The organism is Streptomyces sp. NPDC054047 (assembly GCF_055585065.1).
Genome location: NZ_JBVJKV010000002.1, coordinates 760,190 through 778,640 on the forward strand (window position 1 = coordinate 760,190; position 18,451 = coordinate 778,640).

Annotated in this window: 15 protein-coding genes; 10 read left to right on the forward strand and 5 right to left on the reverse strand. The window is 70.6% G+C overall.

What is annotated here, in order from left to right; genetic code table 11:
- The first annotated feature begins 436 nt into the window (after positions 1 to 436).
- Both qcrB and ACZ6ZP_RS09960 read left to right on the forward strand, forming a co-directional pair.
- Complete coding sequence (gene qcrB / locus ACZ6ZP_RS09955) at positions 437 to 2,086, forward strand: cytochrome bc1 complex cytochrome b subunit (RefSeq protein ID WP_351160902.1); 1,650 nt, start codon at positions 437 to 439, stop codon at positions 2,084 to 2,086.
- Positions 2,087 to 2,150: 64 nt separating this feature from the next.
- Complete coding sequence (locus ACZ6ZP_RS09960; protein WP_383817881.1) at positions 2,151 to 3,011, forward strand: metallophosphoesterase family protein; 861 nt, start codon at positions 2,151 to 2,153, stop codon at positions 3,009 to 3,011.
- A 178-nt stretch (positions 3,012 to 3,189) separates the two neighbouring features.
- Here the strand turns inward: ACZ6ZP_RS09960 and ACZ6ZP_RS09965 are convergent, their stop codons facing one another.
- Positions 3,190 to 5,436: a terpene synthase family protein gene (locus tag ACZ6ZP_RS09965; protein WP_351160907.1), complete on the reverse strand. Its 2,247-nt coding sequence runs from the start codon at positions 5,434 to 5,436 to the stop codon at positions 3,190 to 3,192.
- Between the two features lie 353 nt (positions 5,437 to 5,789).
- Here ACZ6ZP_RS09965 and ACZ6ZP_RS09970 point away from each other — a divergent pair, with 353 nt between their 5' ends.
- The 5 genes from ACZ6ZP_RS09970 (at position 5,790) to ACZ6ZP_RS09990 (ending at position 11,390) form a co-directional block, all read left to right on the forward strand.
- Positions 5,790 to 7,739 carry a beta-N-acetylhexosaminidase family protein gene (locus ACZ6ZP_RS09970; RefSeq protein WP_469406285.1) on the forward strand — a complete coding sequence of 650 codons (1,950 nt, stop codon included), beginning with the start codon at positions 5,790 to 5,792 and terminating at the stop codon, positions 7,737 to 7,739.
- Between the two features lie 209 nt (positions 7,740 to 7,948).
- Positions 7,949 to 8,803 (forward strand): TetR/AcrR family transcriptional regulator, encoded by an 855-nt coding sequence (locus tag ACZ6ZP_RS09975; RefSeq protein WP_351160913.1) that lies wholly within the window; start codon positions 7,949 to 7,951, stop codon positions 8,801 to 8,803.
- Positions 8,804 to 8,883: 80 nt separating this feature from the next.
- Positions 8,884 to 9,774, forward strand: coding sequence for a beta-keto acid cleavage family enzyme (locus tag ACZ6ZP_RS09980; RefSeq protein ID WP_469406286.1), 891 nt, complete (start codon positions 8,884 to 8,886; stop codon positions 9,772 to 9,774).
- Between the two features lie 117 nt (positions 9,775 to 9,891).
- Positions 9,892 to 10,887: a 3-hydroxyacyl-CoA dehydrogenase NAD-binding domain-containing protein gene (locus tag ACZ6ZP_RS09985; RefSeq protein WP_361461620.1), complete on the forward strand. Its 996-nt coding sequence runs from the start codon at positions 9,892 to 9,894 to the stop codon at positions 10,885 to 10,887.
- Positions 10,884 to 11,390: a thioesterase family protein gene (locus tag ACZ6ZP_RS09990; protein WP_399973756.1), complete on the forward strand. Its 507-nt coding sequence runs from the start codon at positions 10,884 to 10,886 to the stop codon at positions 11,388 to 11,390. Before ACZ6ZP_RS09985 ends, ACZ6ZP_RS09990 begins: the two co-directional genes overlap by 4 nt.
- A gap of 14 nt (positions 11,391 to 11,404) precedes the next feature.
- Here the strand turns inward: ACZ6ZP_RS09990 and ACZ6ZP_RS09995 are convergent, their stop codons facing one another.
- Positions 11,405 to 12,721: an MFS transporter gene (locus tag ACZ6ZP_RS09995; RefSeq protein ID WP_383817888.1), complete on the reverse strand. Its 1,317-nt coding sequence runs from the start codon at positions 12,719 to 12,721 to the stop codon at positions 11,405 to 11,407.
- Positions 12,722 to 12,791: 70 nt separating this feature from the next.
- Positions 12,792 to 13,694, reverse strand: a complete 903-nt coding sequence (locus tag ACZ6ZP_RS10000) for a hypothetical protein (RefSeq protein ID WP_351160928.1) — start codon at positions 13,692 to 13,694, stop codon at positions 12,792 to 12,794.
- 151 nt (positions 13,695 to 13,845) lie between these two features.
- Between ACZ6ZP_RS10000 and ACZ6ZP_RS10005 the strand changes: the two genes are divergently transcribed.
- The gene (locus ACZ6ZP_RS10005) at positions 13,846 to 15,192 is read left to right on the forward strand and encodes a 6-phospho-beta-glucosidase (protein ID WP_351160930.1); all 1,347 of its coding nucleotides are present in this window, start codon (positions 13,846 to 13,848) and stop codon (positions 15,190 to 15,192) included.
- 467 nt (positions 15,193 to 15,659) lie between these two features.
- Positions 15,660 to 16,175 (forward strand): FBP domain-containing protein, encoded by a 516-nt coding sequence (locus tag ACZ6ZP_RS10010; protein WP_351160932.1) that lies wholly within the window; start codon positions 15,660 to 15,662, stop codon positions 16,173 to 16,175.
- Positions 16,176 to 16,178: 3 nt separating this feature from the next.
- Here the strand turns inward: ACZ6ZP_RS10010 and ACZ6ZP_RS10015 are convergent, their stop codons facing one another.
- Positions 16,179 to 16,568: a (2Fe-2S) ferredoxin domain-containing protein gene (locus tag ACZ6ZP_RS10015; RefSeq protein WP_351160934.1), complete on the reverse strand. Its 390-nt coding sequence runs from the start codon at positions 16,566 to 16,568 to the stop codon at positions 16,179 to 16,181.
- An 82-nt stretch (positions 16,569 to 16,650) separates the two neighbouring features.
- Between ACZ6ZP_RS10015 and ACZ6ZP_RS10020 the strand changes: the two genes are divergently transcribed.
- Complete coding sequence (locus ACZ6ZP_RS10020) at positions 16,651 to 17,088, forward strand: VOC family protein (RefSeq protein WP_361461604.1); 438 nt, start codon at positions 16,651 to 16,653, stop codon at positions 17,086 to 17,088.
- A gap of 603 nt (positions 17,089 to 17,691) precedes the next feature.
- Here the strand turns inward: ACZ6ZP_RS10020 and ACZ6ZP_RS10025 are convergent.
- A complete protein-coding gene (locus tag ACZ6ZP_RS10025) occupies positions 17,692 to 18,429 on the reverse strand; it encodes a GNAT family N-acetyltransferase (RefSeq protein ID WP_383817943.1) in 738 nt (245 codons plus the stop codon).
- Positions 18,430 to 18,451: the final 22 nt, after the last annotated feature.

Consider the following 18,451-nt stretch of genomic DNA (forward strand, 5'->3'; position numbering starts at 1 on the left):
GATCTCGGACACAGGTACTCCTCAGAGAGTGAACGTGCGGGGCACGAAGAGCACTTCGACGAGGAGCGGGAGCGAGGGGCTCAGGGCAGGTGGTGCGGCTCCCGCGTCGAAGTGCGGGAGGCGTCGCCGAGCACCAGGCCGGGCACCGTGCCGAGCGTCATGAGTGCTCCTTGAGGAGACGGACCCGAAGAGATGGGCCCGCGGAGACGAGTCCGCGGAGGTGAGACCGCGGAGGTGAGTCCGAGGATGGGCGTGATGCAGTGCGAATGTCTCATACGGGACCACGGCCGGGCAATCGACTTCTCGGCCCTCGGATGTCGCCGCCGCCACCGCCCCCGACCAGCGCGTCCGTTGATCGTCAACTACCCGCCGGGCAGGGCCTGTTGGCTCCGGGAAACCCTTGATCTAACCTGGTAGCCGCCTGAGGGGGAGACGAATGAGTGGAAGCGTCGAGCACACCCGGGACAGCAAACGGTCGGCCCCGGCCGGCAAGGGGGAGCGGGTCGCCGACTGGGCGGACGGCCGCCTCGGCATCAACACCCTGGCCAAGAGCCAGATGCGGAAGATCTTTCCCGACCACTGGTCCTTCATGTTCGGGGAGATATGCCTCTACAGCTTCCTGATCCTGATCCTCACCGGGGTCTGGCTGACGCTCTTCTTCGAGCCGAGCGGCTCCGAGGTCGTCTACGACGGCGTCTACACCCCGCTCAAGGGCATCCAGATGACCCGGGCGTTCGAGTCCACGGTCGACATCAGCATGGAGGTGCGCGGAGGCCTGCTGATCCGGCAGATCCACCACTGGGCCGCGCTGGTCTTCGTCGCCGCCATGCTCGTGCACATGATGCGGGTGTTCTTCACCGGCGCCTTCCGCAAGCCGCGTGAGGTCAACTGGCTGTTCGGCTGGACGCTGTTGTTCCTCGGGATCATCACCGGCCTCACCGGCTACTCCCTCCCGGACGACCTGCTCTCGGGAACCGGTATCCGCTTCGCGCAGGGTGCGATCCTGTCCGTCCCGGTCGTGGGGACGTATCTCTCCTTCTTCCTCTTCGGCGGGGAGTTCCCGGGGGACGCGATCATTCCGCGGCTCTTCAGCGTGCATGTGCTGCTGTTGCCGGGGATCATGCTGGGGCTCGTCGTCGCCCACCTGATCCTGGTCTTCTACCACAAGCACACCCAGTTCGCCGGGCCCGGAAAGACCGAGAAGAACGTGGTGGGGGCGCCCTTCCTGCCCATCTACATCGCCAAGGCGGGCGGCTTCTTCTTCCTCGTCTTCGGCGTCCTGGCGCTGATGGGCGCGATCGCCACCATCAACCCCGTGTGGGTGATCGGACCGTACCGCCCCGATCTGGTCTCCACCGGCGCTCAACCCGACTGGTATCTGGGCTTCTCCGAAGGCCTGATCCGGGTGATGCCCAGCTGGGAGATCAACGCCTGGGGGCACACGCTCGAACTGGGCGTCTTCATCCCGTTCTCGCTCTTCCCGCTGATCCTGGCGGCGATCGCGGTCTATCCCTTCATCGAGGCCTGGGTCACCGGGGACAAACGCGAGCACCACATCGCGGACCGGCCGCGCAACGCCCCGGTGCGCACCGGGCTCGGCGTGGCGTGGCTGACGCTGTTCGCCGTGCTGATGGTCGGCGGCGGCAACGACATCTGGGCGACGCACTTCCATCTCTCCATCAACGCGATCACGTGGTTCGTGCGGATCGCCTGCTTCGTCGGGCCGGTGCTCGCCTTCTTCATCACGCACCGATGGTGCATGGGGTTGCAGCACCGCGACCGCGAGAAGGTGCTGCACGGCCGCGAGAGCGGCACGATCAAACGCCTGCCGCACGGTGAGTACGTGGAGGTCCACGAACCGCTCTCGCAGGGCGAGTTGTACAAACTGACCGCGCACGAGCAGCCCAAGCCGTACGAGATCGGCCCCGTGGTCGACGAGCACGGCGTGGCGCGCAAGGTCACCCGGGGCGAGCGGGTGCGGGCGCGCCTGGGCCGGGCCATGTTCGGACCGTCGGCGCAGGTGCCCAAGGCGACGCCCGAGGAGTACCTGGAGATCCAGCGGAGCGGCGGGGACGGACACCACTGACGGCGGGGCGCCGAAGGGAGCTGATCGCGCCCCGCGCGATCAGCTCTGCGGTTAGCCTCACGGAGTGACACAAGTACCCGAAAAGACGCCGAAGTTGTACGCCATCAGCGATCTGCACGTCGCGTACGACGACAACCGCAAGTTCCTCGAGACCCTGCGGCCGGAGACCGACGAGGACTGGCTGATCGTCGCCGGGGACACCGCCGAGCGCATGGCCGACATCGAGTGGGCGATGCGCACCCTCACCGAACGCTTCGCCAAAGTGGTGTGGACACCGGGCAACCACGAACTGTGGACACCCCGCGACGACCCGATCCAGCTGCGCGGCGAGGCCCGCTACCGCCACCTCGTCGATCTGTGCCGCTCCTTGGGCGCCGCGACCCCCGAGGACCCCTACCCGGTGTGGCGCGGCGAGGGCGGCCCGGTCACCGTGGCGCCGCTGTTCCTGCTCTACGACTACACGTTCCGCCCCGAGGGCACGTACGCCAAGCGGGACGCCCTGGAGGCGGCCCACGCTGCGGGCGTCGTCTGCACCGACGAGGTGTTCCTGCACCCCGACCCCTACCTCGGCCGCGACGACTGGTGCCGCGCCCGCGTGGCGTTCACCGAGGAGATGCTCGCGCGGCGGACGCCCGGCCTGCCCACCGTCCTGATCAACCACTGGCCGCTGGTGCGCGACCCCACCCGGATCCTGCACTACCCCGAGTTCGCCCTGTGGTGCGGCACCGAGCTGACCGCCGACTGGCACGTGAAGTACGACGCCGCCGCCGTCGTCTACGGCCATCTGCACATCCCTCGCACCACCTGGCACGACGGCGTCCGCTTCCAGGAGGTCTCGGTCGGCTACCCGCGCGAGTGGCACCGCGACCGCCACCCCGACCCCCGACTCCGCCAGATCCTGCCGGAGCCCCAGGAAGCCGGATAGTCAGCGGGACCGGGGCGCTCGGTGGGTACGGCGTCCAGGCCGTAGCGGGCATCGGCCAGGGCGCGGGCGGCGCGGCGGGCGCGGTCTGGGACGGGACTCATGGGCCCCACCCCGGTCGCGCCGCCCCCGTTGCCCCCGCCGCCCCAGACCGGATCTCCGCAGCCCTGGCCGAGCCTCCTCAGCCCTGCCCGAGGCCGAGCGCCCCTTCCATCTGGCGGTCGACGGCGAGGCCGAACTCCCGGAGCCAGTCCGGGCGTACGGCCGCCATGCCGAAGCCCGAAGGGGTGCGCAGCGGGCCGTGCGAGAGGTACTCCTCGCGGTAGCGGCGGCACTCGCGGTGCCAGGTGTAGATCCCCGCCATCCAGTTCTCCAGCTCGCGCACATAGCCGTCGAGGATGTCCCGCGTCTCCTGCGGCAGGGCGAAGTCGTCGTACAGGATCGGTAGTTCGTGCGCCACGACGTGCTGGAACTGGCTCAGACGCGACTTCATCAGGTCGTCGATGATGCCGAGCGCGCTCGGATAGTCGCAGTCGAAGAAGTTCTGCACGACGAGGATGCCGTTGTGGATCTCGCCCTCGTACTCGATCTCCTTCTGGTACGAGAAGACGTCGTTCATCAGGGCCGAGTAGTCACTCGCCGCGTTCTCCAGGTTCCGCATGGGGCCCGTGCGGTAGATCTCCTGCGGGACCTGGGGGCCGTGGCCGAGGCGGCACAGGCTCATCGTCAGCGGGCAGCCGAAGGTCAGGCGGCGCATCTCGATGTAGTCGACGGGGTCGGGGATACGGTTCTGCGCCTGGTTCTCCAGCTCCCAGAGCCAGCTGGCCGTCATGACCTCGACGGCGGTGCGCAGCGTGCGGCGGCCCTCCTCGTCCATCGGTCGCGCCGTGTGCTCCCACAGGTCGGCGAGGCCCCGCTCCAGGGCGTTGGCCGGGGCGGGCATGTCGGCGAGGTCCAGCGGCATGAACAGCGAGAGCCGCTCGTTGCAGAGCCTGGCCCCCGCGAGATCGCGGTGCCTGCCGAAGACCACGGGGAAGTAGTCGTCCCCGTACGTTCCCCAGGTCAGCCACTGCGAGCCCAGGTCGAGAGCCTCCAGGTCCGCGTCCGGATGGATGCCCGCCGCACAGAGCGGGAAGTCGTAGCCGTGCAGCTTGCGCGCGTCCCAGATGTCCGAACCGGGCACCCCGGCCTGGGGTTCGAGCATGCCCATCCGGTCCGCCCAGTCCACGGTGCGGGGGCGCGACTCCTCCAGGTGGGGCGAGAGCCGGGTCGCGTAGGGCAGGTCGAAGTCGGGCAGCCGGGACGGTCCCACCCGCCGGAAGGGAACGTGCGTGTGGCCGCGCAGCCGCTCCGCGCCCGTGGCCGCGATCAGCGCCTTGATCCCGGCGGCCGACGTGCCGGGCCCGGTGGGCCCTGCCAGCGGTGAGGGCGCGGCTCCGCCCTTGTTCATGTAGCGGCTCGACACCATGTGCCACTCGTGCCCGCCGGACTGCCAGTCCTGCAGGCCCTTGGCGTACGCGAGCACGTCCGCGCACTCCTTGGGCGGCAGACCGGTCTCGGCGAAGAGCGGGGCCAGTTCGGTCAACGCCGTGTTCTCGAACTGCTGCATCCGCGAGGTCAGCAGGTCGTTCACGGCCTCCGCCGCATCCTGCGTGGAGCAGTCGAGGAACTTCTCCAGGACCAGCACGCCGTTGGAGAGTTCACCCTCCTCCTCGATCTCCCGCTGGTACGAGAAGAGGTCGTTGCGCAGGTGCACCGCGTCGGAGAACGTCTCCTTGAGGACGCGCAGCGGCCGGGAACCGGCGACGGCCACCGGGACCTCCGCGCCCGTCGCGTACTCGATGAGCCCCGCCGACCAGGGCGCGCCGCCCACCTTGCGGCGCATCTCGATGTACTCGACGGGGTTGGCGATCCGGCCCTCGTTGATGTTCGAGAGCTCCCACAGGGATTCGTTGAGCAGGTTCTCCGTGCTTTCGGCGAACCGCGCCCGCCAGTCCTTGGACATGAACGGCACCGTGCGCGCCCACAGGTCCGCGAGACCCGCCTCGACCGGATTGGTCGGCTCCGGCACGGGTGCGCACAGGTCCATCGGCATGAAGGCGGGCAGCCGGTCGAGATAGGCCTTGCCGCCCTCGCGGTCCAGGGTCCGTTTGAACAGTTCGAGGAAGTGGTCGTCGAAGAAGAACACCCACACGTACCAGTCGGTGATCAGGGACAACGCCGGGCTGTCACAGTCGGGGTGGGTGTACGCGCACAGCGTCGCGTAGTCGTGGGCGTCCAGGTCGCTTTGCTCCCAGACGCCCGACCCCTCCAGCATCCCCATGTCGCGAGCCCACTTCCTGGAGTGCTCCCTCGCCTCTTCCACATGGGAGTTGAGGCGGGCGGGATGCGCCATGTAGAAGGCGGGCAGTTCGAAGGGCTGCGACATACGGCGTTCTCCTCGCGCGGTGGCGTACGGGCAGCCGAGCACTACCCGCGCGGGGGTGACCGATGCGGCGATCACCGGAGCGTCACACCATCGCGTGACCCGCGCGGTTAAAACCGCTTGCCCGTACGCGGAGTTCGGTATGCGCAGCTCGGTACGCGGAGTTCGGCCGGATCGCTGCCTCACGCCCCCTTGTACATGACATCTTTCTCGCTTTAGCCTGCTCGCGCCCAAGCGCTTTGGTCCAGCGGTCACCGGCCGCGTCCTCGCCCACGACAACGTTGCCAGAACGGCGGCCCTCGTGGCAGTCGCCCCCTGAACCCGCCCGCACCCCCGTCCCGAAGCCCGGAGGTTCCATGCCCCGCACGACCCGCACGCTCAGACCGCGTACGGCGCTGCTCGCGCTGGCCGTCCTCGCCGTTCCGCTGGCGCCCGCGGCGGTCGCCGCGCCCGCAGCGGCCCAGGGGGAGGCCCAGGAGGAGTCCATGACCCGCAAGCTCCCCGTCGTATCGCCGACCCCGCAGCACCTGGCCCGCGCGGGCGACGACGTGCCGCTGGCCCGGCGCGCCGAACTCGTCGTCGGCGACGACACGGACGAGGCGGCCCGAAGCCGCGTCACCGAGACGCTGCGCGCCCACGGGGTGCGCGACATCGACGTACGCGCGAAGGCCTCGGGCCGTGCCCCGCTGACCGTCCTGCTCGGCCCGGCGACCCGGCCCGACATCGCGAAGGCGCTCGGCGCGACGAAGGTTCCCGCGCAGGCCGAGGGCTATGCCCTGCGGGCGAAGCACCGCACCGTCGCGCTCGGCGGCAAGGACGCGACCGGCCAGTTCTACGCGGCACAGACCCTCGCCCAGCTGATCTCCAAGGGGCGCATAGCGGGGGCCGAGGTCTCCGACTTCCCCGCCATGCCGCTGCGCGGCAGCATCGAAGGGTTCTACGGCCCGCCCTGGACCGAGGCGGAACGCCTCGACCAGATGGACTTCCTGGGCGACACCAAGGCCAACACGTACGTCTACGCGCCCAAGGACGACCCCTACCACCGCGAGAAGTGGCGCGAGCCCTACCCCGCGGACAAGCTCACCCAGCTCGGCAAGCTGATCGACCGCGCGACCGCCAACCACGTGCGCTTCACGTTCGCCGTCTCGCCGGGCGGTTCCATCTGCTACTCGGACCCTGCGGACGTCAAGGCGCTGACGGCGAAGCTCCAGGCGATGTACGACCTCGGGGTGCGGTCGTTCTCCGTGCCGCTGGACGACATCAGCTACACCAAGTGGAACTGCGACGCCGACAAGGCGAAGTTCGGCGCGCCGGGCCGCGGTCCGGCGGCGAAGGCGCAGGTGGGGCTCCTCAACACCATCCAGCGGGACTTCATCGCGCAGCGCGAGGGCGCCAATCCGCTCCAGATGGTGCCCACGGAGTATGGGGACCTCACGGACACCGCGTACAAGCAGACGATGCGGGCCGAGCTCGACGGCGCCGTGGAGGTGATGTGGACCGGCACGGACGTGGTCCCGCCGGAGATCACCAACTCCCAGGCGGAGAAGGCCGCCGAGCTCTTCGGGCGCAAGGTGTTCGTCTGGGACAACTTTCCCGTGAACGACTTCGCGCGTACGGCGGGCCGGCTGCTGCTCGCGCCCTACGACAAGCGCGAGCCCGGCCTGTCCGGCCACCTGAGCGGCATCGTGTCCAACCCGATGAACCAGGAGGGGGCCAGCAAGCTCGCCGTCTTCACCATGAACGACTTCTCGTGGAACGACCGCGGGTACGACCGGGCGCGGTCGGGTCGGCAGGCGGCGCTGTATCTCGCCGGGGGAGAGGAGCGGGTCGCCCGCGCGGTGGAGACGTTCGTGGACCTCAACCACGCGGCGCCGACGTTCGGCGAGACGAACTGGCAGCCGCAGTCCCCGGTCCTCGGGGCGAAGCTCGACGCCTTCTGGAAGCGGTACGAGAGTGATCCCGCCGGGGCGGTACGGGCGCTGCGGCCCACGGCGCGGGAGATCGAGAAGGTTCCCGCGGTGCTGCGCTCCGGGGTGCCGGACGCACAGTTCCTCCACGACGCGAAGCAGTGGCTGGACGCGACGGAGCTGTGGGGTGCCGCGCTGGGGCACGGGCTCGCGGCGCTGTCCGCCGCCCAGCAGGGGGATGACGCGCGGGCCGCGCGGGAGCGTGCGGCGATGGAGTCCCTCGTGGAACAGGCGCGGGCGATCTCCGTGGACCCGGCGGAGCACCATCAGCTGGGGGCGGTGAAGATCGCCGATCCGTTCCTGGATCAGTTCGTCCAGGGGGTCCAGGACCGGACCTAGCCGCCGCCGCGCGGCGAAGCTCTCCAGTCCACCCACCCGATTGCCTCCGCAGTGCAGGGGTGAGCGGGTGGGTGTTCCCGTATCCGGGCAGAAAGGGCCGGCATTGCGATAACTGAGACGTCAGTCAGGATCGCAAGACCTTAGGTAGCTGCGGAAAGGTGCTCCCTGCGGATTGCGATCACCGCAACGCCCAGGTAGCGTGACCGACCATGCAGCAAGACCCCGAGGTCGCGGACAGAGTCCGCAAGGTCATCTCCGACGCCGGCGCGACGCAGCGCGAATTCGCCCGCCGCATCGTGATGGACCCCTCCAAGCTCTCCCGCTCCCTCGGCGGCACCCGCCGCTTCACCGCCGCGGAGCTGGCCCGCATCGCCGACACCGGCGGCGTGGACGCGGGCTGGCTCCTGGGCACGGGCGCCCAGACCGTGGCACCCCCGGCCCGCCGGGAACGCACCGCCGCCGCCCCGGACGGCGGCCGCCCGCTCCAGATCGTCCGCGAAACGGTCCGGCTCGTGGCCGAACGCGGCTTCCACGCGGTACGCGTCGCGGACATCGCCGAAGCCTGCGCCACCAGCACCGCTGCCATCCACTACCACTTCCCCGGCCGCGACGACCTCCTCGAGGCCGCTGTCCGCTGGTGCATGGACGAGGACACCGCCCGCCGCGCGGCCCGCGTCGCCGACGCGGCCGACGCCGCCGACGAGCTGCGTCAGCTGGTCGAACTCCAGATCCCCCGCACCCCGCAGCAGCGCTGGCAGTGGAGCGTCTGGCTCGACCTGTGGGCGGAGGCGGCACGCTCCACCGCCGTCGGACGGCTGCACGCCGAGTACTACCGGCAGTGGCGCGCGACCGTCGCCGACGTCATCCGGCGCGGTGTCGACCAGGGAGTGTTCCGCCTCGTCGACCCGCAGTCGGCCGCGCTCCGGCTCACCGCGCTGATCGACGGTCTCGCCACCCAGGTGCTCGCCTCCACCCCCGGCACCGACGGCACGACCCCCGACGACATGCACGAGGCGCTGCTCGTGTACGTCGACGCGACGCTCGCCGCCCCGCGCGGCGCGTAGACACCCGCAGACGCGTCCAGTCGGCTCCAGCTCCAGCTCCAGAAGTTCATCAACACCCCATCCCCGAGGGAGAGTTCACCATGCCCGTGAACCAAGACGTCATCATCACCGCCGCCCTCACCGGCGCGGGCGACACCGTACGCAAGAGTCCCCACGTCCCGGTCACCCCCGAGCGGATAGCCACCTCCGCCGTGGAGGCCGCCGAGGCCGGCGCCGCCGTCGTACACATCCACGTACGCGATCCCGAGACCGGCGACCCGTCGCGCGATCCCCGCCTGTACCGCGAGGTCGTCGAGCGCATCAAGGAGACCGGCACCGACGTCGTCATCAACCTGACGGCGGGCATGGGCGGCGACCTGGTCATCGACCCGGCCGAACCGCTGAAGGGGCTCGGCGAGCTGCCCGGCACCGACCTCGTCGGGGGCCTGGACCGCCTCCCGCACGTCGAGGACCTGCTCCCCGACATCTGCACCCTGGACTGCGGCTCCCTCAACTTCGGCGACAACCTCTACATCTCCACGCCCGACATGCTCCGCCAGGGCGCCAAGCGCATCCAGGAGCTGGGCGTGCGGCCCGAGTTGGAGATCTTCGACACCGGCCAGCTCTGGTTCGCCAAGCAGCTCCTCGCGGAAGGGCTGCTCGACAACCCCACCGTCTTCCAGCTCTGCATGGGCATCCCGTGGGGCGCACCCGCCGACCCGGGCGTCCTCCAGTCCATGGTCAACATGCTGCCCGAAGGCGCCCAGTGGGCCAGCTTCGCACTCGGCCGCATGCAGATGCCGTGGGTCGCGCAGTCCATCCTGCTCGGCGGCCAGGTCCGCGTCGGACTTGAGGACAACCTCTACCTCGGCAAGGGCAACAAGGTCAGCAACGCCCAACTCGTCGAGCGCGCCGTGCAGATCACCGAGAACCTCGGCTCGCGCGTCGCCACCCCGGACGAGGCCCGCCAGAAGCTCGGCCTCAAGCGGTAGCGCTTCGCCGGATCGCGCGGAGATCCGGCCGCGGACCGGCTGTGGCCGGTCGCGCGGTGACCCGCGCCCCTCGGGGCACGACCCCGCCGCACCCCCACGACGAGTAGGACCCCCTCCATGAACGACATCACCACACCCCCCGCACCCTGCGCCCCCGAGGACGTCCGCCGCGTCGCCTGCATCGGCGCCGGTGTCATCGGCGGCGGCTGGGTCGCCCACTTCCTGGCCCGCGGCTACGACGTCACCGCCTGGGACCCGGCCCCCGACGCCGAGCAGAAGCTCCGCCGCCTGGTCGGCGCCGCCTGGCCCGCGCTGACCCAGCTGGGCCTCGCCGAAGGCGCTTCGCAGGACCGGCTGACCGTCACCGCGACCCTCGAAGAGGCCGTCGCCGACGCCCAGTTCGTGCAGGAGAGCGCCCCCGAGAAGCTGGAGCTCAAGCGGGACCTGCTCGCGCAGCTCGACGCCGCCGCGCCCGCCGGAGTCGTCATCGCCTCCTCCACCTCCGGCTACCCCATGACCGACATGCAGACCGAGGCGGCAGACCCCGGACGCCTGGTCGTCGGACACCCCTTCAACCCGCCCTACCTCATCCCGCTCGTCGAGGTCGTCGGCGGCGACAAGACCGCCCCGCACGCGGTCACTTGGTCGTCCCGCTTCTACGAGGTCGCGGGCAAGTCCGTGATCACCATGGCGAGCGAGGTCCCCGGCTTCATAGCCAACCGCCTCCAGGAAGCCCTCTGGCGCGAGGCGCTGCACATGGTCGCCAACGGCGAGGCCACGGTGAAGGAGATCGACGACTCGATCACCGAAGGCCCCGGCCTGCGCTGGGCGTTCATGGGCCCCATGCTCACCTTCGCGCTCGCGGGCGGCGAGGGCGGCATGGCCCACATGCTCGACCACTTCGGCCCGTCCCTGAAGTCCCCGTGGACGCGCCTCGAAGCACCCGAGCTGGACAAGGAGTTGTACGACGCCGTGGTCGCCGGATGCGACGACGCGGCCGACGGCCGGACCATCGCCGACCTGGTCGCCGAGCGGGACCAGGGAGTCATCGACGTACTGCGCGCGACCGGCCGCCTGCCGCAGCAGCGCACGGCACAGGAGGACACCAAGTGAGCGAGTCCCTGCCCCCCGAGCCCCTGCCCCTTCTGCACCGGACCGTGCGTCCGGAGTGGATCGACTACAACGGCCACATGAGCGAGGCCTTCTACGTCCTCGTCTTCGGCTACGCCACCGACGCCATGATGATCGAGACCGGCCTGCACGCGGGATACCGCGAGTCCACCGGCTGCTCCCTCTACACGGTCGAGGCGCACATCCGCTATCTCGACGACGTCGCGGAGGGCGCCCACCTGGCGGTCCGCACCCGCATCCTGGGCGCCGACGCCAAGAAGGCCCGCTTCACCCACGAGCTGTACGTGGTGGACGAGCCCGACGCTGCGATAACCCCGGACGCGACCCCGGCGGCGACCACCGAACTCCTGGCCCTCCACGTCGACCAGAACGCGGGCCGGACGACCCCGTTCCCGGACCCGATCCGCGACCACCTGACGAGCCTCACGGAACCGGCCCCGCAGTGGGCGGGCCGCTCCATCGCCCAGGTGCCGAAGGAGGGTTAGCGCCGGTTGCGGCGCTAGCGCTCCAGCTCCTTGTGGGCGGTTTCCGGGAGCCTGAGATACACCGCCGACGACGCGAGGCAGAGCACGGCCACGTACCAAGGGAACAGACCCGGTTCGCCGATCTCCTTGAACAGGGTGCCCATGTACGGGGCCGTGCCGCCGAACAGCGCGACGGTGAGGGAGTACGGGAAACCGATCCCCGCGGCACGTACGCGGGCGGGGAAGATCTCCGCGTTCACGGCCGCCGAGATCGACGTGAAGCCGGTGAGCAGGACCATCCCCGCGCACTGCACCATCAGGAGCGAGCTGAACGAGCCGTCCAGGGAGCGCAGGAGCGGCACGCTCAGGACGGCGAAGCCGAGGCCGAAGAAGAGCAGGAGCGGCCTGCGGCCGAAGCGGTCGGAGAGCAGCCCGCCGACCGGCTGCAGCAGCGCGAAGAACGCGAGCGAGAGGGTGCCCGACAGGAGGGCCTGGCTCTTGCTGATGTCGGTGTTGAGCTCGGCGTAGGTCGGGAGGTACGACGTCCACGTGTAGTAGGCGATCGTGCCGCCCGCCGTGATGCCGCAGATCAGCAGCGACTGGCGCGGATGCTTGCGCAGGGCGTCGAACAGGCCGGGGCGTTCGGCCGCGTCCTGCGGGGCCTGGTGGGTCTCGTACGCGCCCTGCCTGATCCAGAAGCCGACCAGACTGAGCACCGCGCCGATGACGAACGGCAGCCGCCAGCCCCAGCCGTCCATCTGCCCGTCGGAGAGCGTGCCGACGAGCAGCGCCGCGACGCCGGACGCGGCGAGCTGGCCCGCGCTCGTCGACACGTACTGGAAGCTGGAGAAGAGGCCGCGCCTGCCGGGCCCGGCGGACTCGACGAGGAAGGTCGTCGAGGCCGCGAACTCACCTCCCACGGACAGGCCTTGGAGCAGCCGCGCCAGGACGAGGACGACCGGCGCGAGCACCCCCACGGACGCGTACGTCGGCGTCAGGCCGACCAGCAGGCTGCTGCCGCCCATCAGCAGGATCGTCACGGTCAGCGCGGCGCGCCTGCCGCGCCGGTCGGCGACCGCGCCCATGAGCAGTCCGCCGACCGGCCGCATGAAGAAGCCGACCGCGAAGACGGCGAACGTGGAGAGCAGCGGCACCAGGGAGTTGCCCGAACTCTTGGGAAAGACCTGGTCGGCGATGTACGTCGCGAGGAACGTGTACGCGTACCAGTCGTACCACTCCACGGCGTTGCCCACCGACGCGGCGAGCAGCTGCCGTACGGGGCGTCCTGGCTGGGCGGGGAGCGTGTCGGGCACAGGTTCGTGCCGGTGTTGCTGTGTCATGATCGCGACCATCCCCCGCCCGGCCCGTCCGCACACGTCCGGCGCCGGCGGAGTGTGTGCGGGGTGTGCGGCCCTGTGCCGGTCAGCCCGTCGTCGGCTTGTACGAGTAGACCGACGTCGTCACGAGGCACGGCGCCGGCGGTACGACCTCGGCGCGCAGCGTGCGGCGCCCGGTGTCGTAGTCGACGCCCTCCGTCTCGAACGTGCCGGAGCAGATGCTCCGTTGCGGGACGGCGAACAGGCTGGAGACCTTCCCCGTGACGGGCTTCCCGTCGAGTGCGTGCTCCAGGTCCACCTGGAGGACGGGGCGGTCCTGGGGCCACAGCTCCTTCGACGCGTCGTTGGACGCGCACACGAGGCGGGTCGCGGAGACGAAGTCGCAGCCCTGGATGTCACGCACCGGCTTGTCGAGCGATATCTGACCGGCCTGGGGGAGTGCGCCGCCGGTGGGCGGGGTGGAGGAGTTGAGGAGCGGGGCGGGGAAGACCTGGAGGCGGCTCTGGTCGCCCCACTCGCCCGACACCAGCCACTGGTTGTCGGGCGACACGGCCGCGAAGGAGTTGTTGAGCTTCTCGCCCGCGTCGAGCTGGTGCTCGTAGAGGTAGCGCTTGCCGCCGGGTGTCGTGACGGCGAACATCTTCGACTTCGCGCCGTCGCCGCCCTGATAGGCGTCGACGGTGTGGCCCGCGGCTATGTCCGGGTCGCCGACGTGGCCCCAGCCCTTGATCCGCAGGTCGAGCGGGATCGAGGCGAGGCCGCGGTAGAGGAGGCTGCCGTCGGCGCGGCTGGCCAGGCCCTGGCTGCCGGTGAGGGAGTTGACGGACGAGACGCCGGTCTCCTGCCAGCCGCCGGGGGATCTCGGGGCGGCGTCGGCGGACGTATCGGCGGAGGCGCTGGTTCCGGTCGCTGTCGCGAGGGTGAGGGCGCAGAGCAGGGCGAGGGATGCTTTGGCGGATGTCTTCGCGAAGGTCTTGAGGGGTGTCATCGGTGCGCTACCTCCGTGGGGGGTCGATCGCTGCCGGGCAATCGTACGTAACGTGGCCTCTGTCGACGGTCGAGTTCTGACAGGTCGACAGATGAGCGTGAGCCTGTGGCCTGATGGCGCGACGGCTGTTCCGACAGAAGGTGGTTGAGACGTGAAGCTGGTCATTCTCGGTGGCGGCGGATTCCGCGTTCCGCTCGTGTACGGCGCGCTGCTCGGTGACCACGCCGAGGGCCGGGTCACCGAGGTCGTGCTGCACGACCTGGACGCGGGGCGGCTGGGCGCGGTCGCCCGCGTGCTGGCCGAGCAGGCGGTCGGGGTGCCGGACGCGCCCGCCGTCACGGCCACCACCGACCTCGACGAGGCGCTGCGGGGCGCGGACTTCGTCTTCTCCGCGATCCGGGTGGGCGGTCTCGAGGGGCGTGCGGCCGACGAGCGGGTCGCTCTCGCGGAGGGTGTCCTGGGGCAGGAGACGGTCGGCGCGGGCGGTATCGCGTACGGCCTGCGGACCGTGCCCGTGGCGGTCGACATCGCGCGCCGGGTACGACAGCTCGCCCCCGACGCCTGGGTCATCAACTTCACCAACCCCGCGGGCCTGGTCACCGAGGCCATGTCCCGGCACATCGGCGACCGCGTCATCGGCATCTGCGACTCGCCGGTGGGCCTGGGCCGCCGGGTGGCACGCATGCTGGGCGGCAACCCCGACGAGGCGTTCATCGACTACGTGGGGCTCAATCACCTGGGCTGGCTGCGGGGCCTGCGGATCGCGGGCCGCGACGAGCTGCCGCGGCTGCTCGCCGATGCGGAGCTGCTGGGCTCGTTCGAGGAGGGGCGGCTCTTCGGGGCGGAGTGGCTCCAGTCACTGGGGGCGATCCCGAACGAGTACTTGCACTACTACTACTTCAACCGCGAGGCGGTACGCGCGTACCAGGAGGCGGAGCAGACGCGGGGAGCGTTCCTGCGCGACCAACAGGCGCGTTTCTACGAGGAGTTGAGTGGAGGGCAGGCGTCGACATCCGCGCTGAAGGCGTGGGACGCGACGCGGGCGGAGCGGGAGGCCACGTACATGGCCGAGAACCGGGAGGCTGCGGGGGTCGGTGATCGGGCTGCCGAGGACCTGGAATCCGGGGGATACGAAAAGGTCGCCCTCGCCCTGATGCGGGCGATCGCGCGGGACGAGCGGACGACGCTGATCCTCAACGTCCGCAACCGTACGACCCTTTCGGCGCTGGACGCGGACGCGGTGATCGAGGTGCCGTGCTCGGTCGACGCCAATGGCGCACACCCCATGTCCGTCGATCCGCTGCCCGGGCATGCGACGGGGCTCGTGTGCGCGGTGAAGGCGGTGGAGAGGGAGGTGCTCTCCGCTGCGGAGAGCGGCTCACGCACCACCGCGGTGAAGGCGTTCGCGCTGCATCCGCTGGTGGATTCCGTGGCGGTGGCGCGGCGGTTGGTGGAGGGGTATCGGGCGGTGCATGAGGGGTTGGGGTACTTGCGCTGAATCGGGCCGGGGGCCTTGGGGGGGGCAGGGCGGTCCGTTTGCATCCCGGGTGCGTCGCCGGCTGCGGGTCGTGGGGCTTGCTGCGGGGCCGGTCCCGTGGTGGGGACGGTGCCGTGCCGGTATGTCCGTCCTCGCTATCGTCCGGTGGCCGCGAGGGTGCTGCGGCGCCGGAGGGTTGGGAACCGTGCTCCGGGCGGACATACCGGCACGTCCCCTCGCGTCTCGCTGCCGGCTGCGGGTCGTGGGGCTTGCTGCGGGGCCGGTCCCGTGGTGGGGACGGTGCCGTGCCGGTATGTCCGTCCTCGCTATCGTCCGATGGCCGTGGGGTTGCTTCGGCTCCGGAGGGTTGGGAGCCGTGCTCCGGGCGGACATACCGGCGCGTCCCCTCGCGTCTCGTTGCCGGCTGCGGGTGCGCGGCGGGAGAAAATGGGAGGACGGCTGGAGGGGGGATTGGTAAATTCCGGATCATGGAACCTATCGGCGAGAAAGAGATTCGCGCGGCCTTCGTGAACTGCTCCAAGGGCGAAGCCCGCAGACTCACTCTCCCCGCGGGCTTTCCGGAGACGCCCTGGGCCGACCTGGACTTCCTCGGTTGGCGTGACCCCAAGGCGCCGGACCGCGGCTACATCGTGACGGAGCGGGACGGCGAGTACGTCGGCATCGCGCTGCGCGCCTCGACCGGCGCGCGCAAGAGCCTGCTCAAGTCCAGCATCTGCTCGGTCTGCGTGACCCCGCAGTCCGGCTCGGGCATCACCCTGCTCGTGGCGCCCCTCTCCGGCCCGGCGGGCCGACAGGGCAACTCGGTCGGCATCTACATCTGCGCGGACCTCGCCTGCTCCCTCTACGTACGCGGCAAGAAGACCACGGCGCTGGCCCGCCGCTTCGAGGAGAGCCTCACGCTGGAGGAGCAGAACGCGCGCACCGTGGCGAACCTGCACGGCTTCATCGACAAGGTCCTCGAAGGCTCGAAGTCGGCGGCCTGAGCCTCAGACCTTCCGGGGGTCGACCACCTGGAGCGTGAGCGCCGCCGAGGGTGCCGCGATCCCCGGCCCGCCCGCCTCGGCCCACGCGACTATCTCGTCGATCGACTCGTCGTCCATGGCGAAGCCGACCCAGACGGCTCGACCGCCTCTGCGGCGACCTTCTCGCGAGGGCTGTACGACGACGATGTTCGCCTGCCCGCAGGGCCCGAGGCACTCACTCGTACGCACCGCGAACCGCCCTGCCGACTGCGCGGCGGCGGCCTGCATCCGCGCCAGCTGCCAGTCGTGGTCGGTGCCGGGGTGCTTGCGAGCGTTGCCGCAGCAGCAGCCTCGGCACACGACCAGTGTGCAGGGGCGGGCGGCGGCGGATCCGATGGAGATGACGGGACTCATCCGGTGATCATCTCAGTTCTGTTGTCAGTCCCTCATGGCACGCTCGGTCCATCGCACCCTGCGGGCAAGAGGGAGAGCCTCCATGTCGACCAAGTGGACCGTGACCATCGACTGCGCGAAGCCGGGAGAACTGGCCAAGTTCTGGGCGCTGGCGCTGGGTTATGCGCAGAAGCCGCCGCCGGTCGGCTTCGCCAGTTGGGAGGCGTGGTTCGCGCTCCATGAGGTCCCGGAGGAGGAGTGGGACGACGGTGCCTATCTGTCGGATCCGGACGGTTCGGGCCCCAGCCTCTCCTTCATGAAGGTCCCGGAGTCGAAGGTGGTCAAGAACCGCCTGCACCTGGACGTGCAGGTGGGCGGCGGCCGTGAGACTCCGTGGGAGGTGCGGTGGCCGCGGGTCGTCGCGGCGGTCGAGAAGTTGACTGCTGCGGGGGCGCGGGTGATCCGGGAGCACGAGATGCGGGGGAGGCCGGATCACGTGGAGATGGCTGATCCGGAGGGCAACGAGTTCTGCCTGCTTTGACCTGGCGTGGGCGCCTCAACGTCATGCGGGTCCCCCGCAGCCCCACCAGACCGAACAAGCCTTTCCCGCCCACCCGCCCGATTGCCCCGCAGCAACGAGCGATTACCCGCAGTCGGCAGCGAGGCACGAGGGGGCGTGCCGGTATGTCCGCCCGGAGCACGGCTCCCACTCCTCCGGTGCCGCAGCACCCTGGCGGTCACCGGACGATAGCGAGGACGGACATACCGGCACGGCACCGTCCCCACCACGGGACCGGCCCCGCAGCAAGCCCCACGGCCTGCAGTCGGCAGCGAGACGCGAGGGGACGTGCCGGTATGTCCGCCCGGAGCACGGCTCCCAACCCTCCGGCGCCGCAGCACCCTCGCGGCGACCGGACGATAGCGAGGACGGACATACCGGCACGGCACCGTCCCCACCACGGGACCGGCCCCGCAGCAAGCCCCACGGCCTGCAGGCGGCCGGGCACGCGAGGGGACGTGCCGGTATGTCCGCCCGGAGCACGGTTCGCGGCGCTCCGGTGCCGCAGCACCCTCGCGGTCACCGGACGATAGCGAGGACGGACATACCGGCGCGGCCCCGTACCCCCCACCCAGACCCGCCCCGCTAACCCGCACCCCCCACCGGCACCCGAGCCGCCAAGAACCGCACCCTGCGCCGCAGCCGGAACCCCAGTGACTCGTACAGCCGGATCGCGTCGGTGTTCCGCGCCGACGTGTGCAGGAACGGCGTCTCCCCACGGCCGCGGATCCCATCCGCCACCGCCAGCACCAACCGCGACGCAAGCCCCTCTCCCCGGAACCCCGGATCCGTGCAGACCGCGCTGATCTCCGTCCACCCCGGCGGACGCAACCGCTCCCCGGCCATCGCCACGAGCGCACCCCCACGACGTATGCCGAGGTACGTGCCGAGCTCGACGGTGCGTGGCAAGAAGGGACCTGGCCGGGTGCGCCGGACCAGATCCAGCATCTCCGGCACGTCATCCGCCCCGAGCCGCACAGCCTCCGGTTCAGGCGCCGCCGCCACCCCCTCATCCACCATCTGCACGCCGTCGATGTCGAACGCCACCTCCCAACCCTCCGGAAGCACCACCCGCGCCCCCGCCAGCGGAACCTCCACCCCGGGCCCCGCGAGCGCGGCGAGATCCGCCCAGTCGTCCGCCTCCGGAACATCGGGCAGGCCGATCCACGGCGACACGTCCAGCTGGTACCGCGCCACACGCCCCCGCCGCTCGGCGAACCGCGCGTGGGGCCCGTTCAACGCGGCGTAGGCCGGGTTGTCCAAGGGGTGCGACCCGAGCGGGGGCACCTCACGGCTCAGGGGCTCAAGGCCGGCCCCCGTCAGCCCCGTCAGGCCCGTCAGGCCC

Excerpts from the sequence above, each read along its gene's own strand:
- ACZ6ZP_RS10015 (WP_351160934.1), bottom strand. The coding sequence starts at position 16,568 with ATGAGTCCCGTCATCTCCATCGGATCCGCCGCCGCCCGCCCCTGCACA.
- ACZ6ZP_RS09970 (WP_469406285.1), top strand. The coding sequence starts at position 5,790 with ATGCCCCGCACGACCCGCACGCTCAGACCGCGTACGGCGCTGCTCGCG.
- ACZ6ZP_RS10010 (WP_351160932.1), top strand. The coding sequence starts at position 15,660 with ATGGAACCTATCGGCGAGAAAGAGATTCGCGCGGCCTTCGTGAACTGC.
- ACZ6ZP_RS10000 (WP_351160928.1), bottom strand. The coding sequence starts at position 13,694 with ATGACACCCCTCAAGACCTTCGCGAAGACATCCGCCAAAGCATCCCTC.
- ACZ6ZP_RS09995 (WP_383817888.1), bottom strand. The coding sequence starts at position 12,721 with ATGGTCGCGATCATGACACAGCAACACCGGCACGAACCTGTGCCCGAC.
- qcrB (WP_351160902.1), top strand. The coding sequence starts at position 437 with ATGAGTGGAAGCGTCGAGCACACCCGGGACAGCAAACGGTCGGCCCCG.
- ACZ6ZP_RS10020 (WP_361461604.1), top strand. The coding sequence starts at position 16,651 with ATGTCGACCAAGTGGACCGTGACCATCGACTGCGCGAAGCCGGGAGAA.
- ACZ6ZP_RS09975 (WP_351160913.1), top strand. The coding sequence starts at position 7,949 with ATGCAGCAAGACCCCGAGGTCGCGGACAGAGTCCGCAAGGTCATCTCC.
- ACZ6ZP_RS09980 (WP_469406286.1), top strand. The coding sequence starts at position 8,884 with ATGCCCGTGAACCAAGACGTCATCATCACCGCCGCCCTCACCGGCGCG.
- ACZ6ZP_RS09985 (WP_361461620.1), top strand. The coding sequence starts at position 9,892 with ATGAACGACATCACCACACCCCCCGCACCCTGCGCCCCCGAGGACGTC.
- ACZ6ZP_RS09965 (WP_351160907.1), bottom strand. The coding sequence starts at position 5,436 with ATGTCGCAGCCCTTCGAACTGCCCGCCTTCTACATGGCGCATCCCGCC.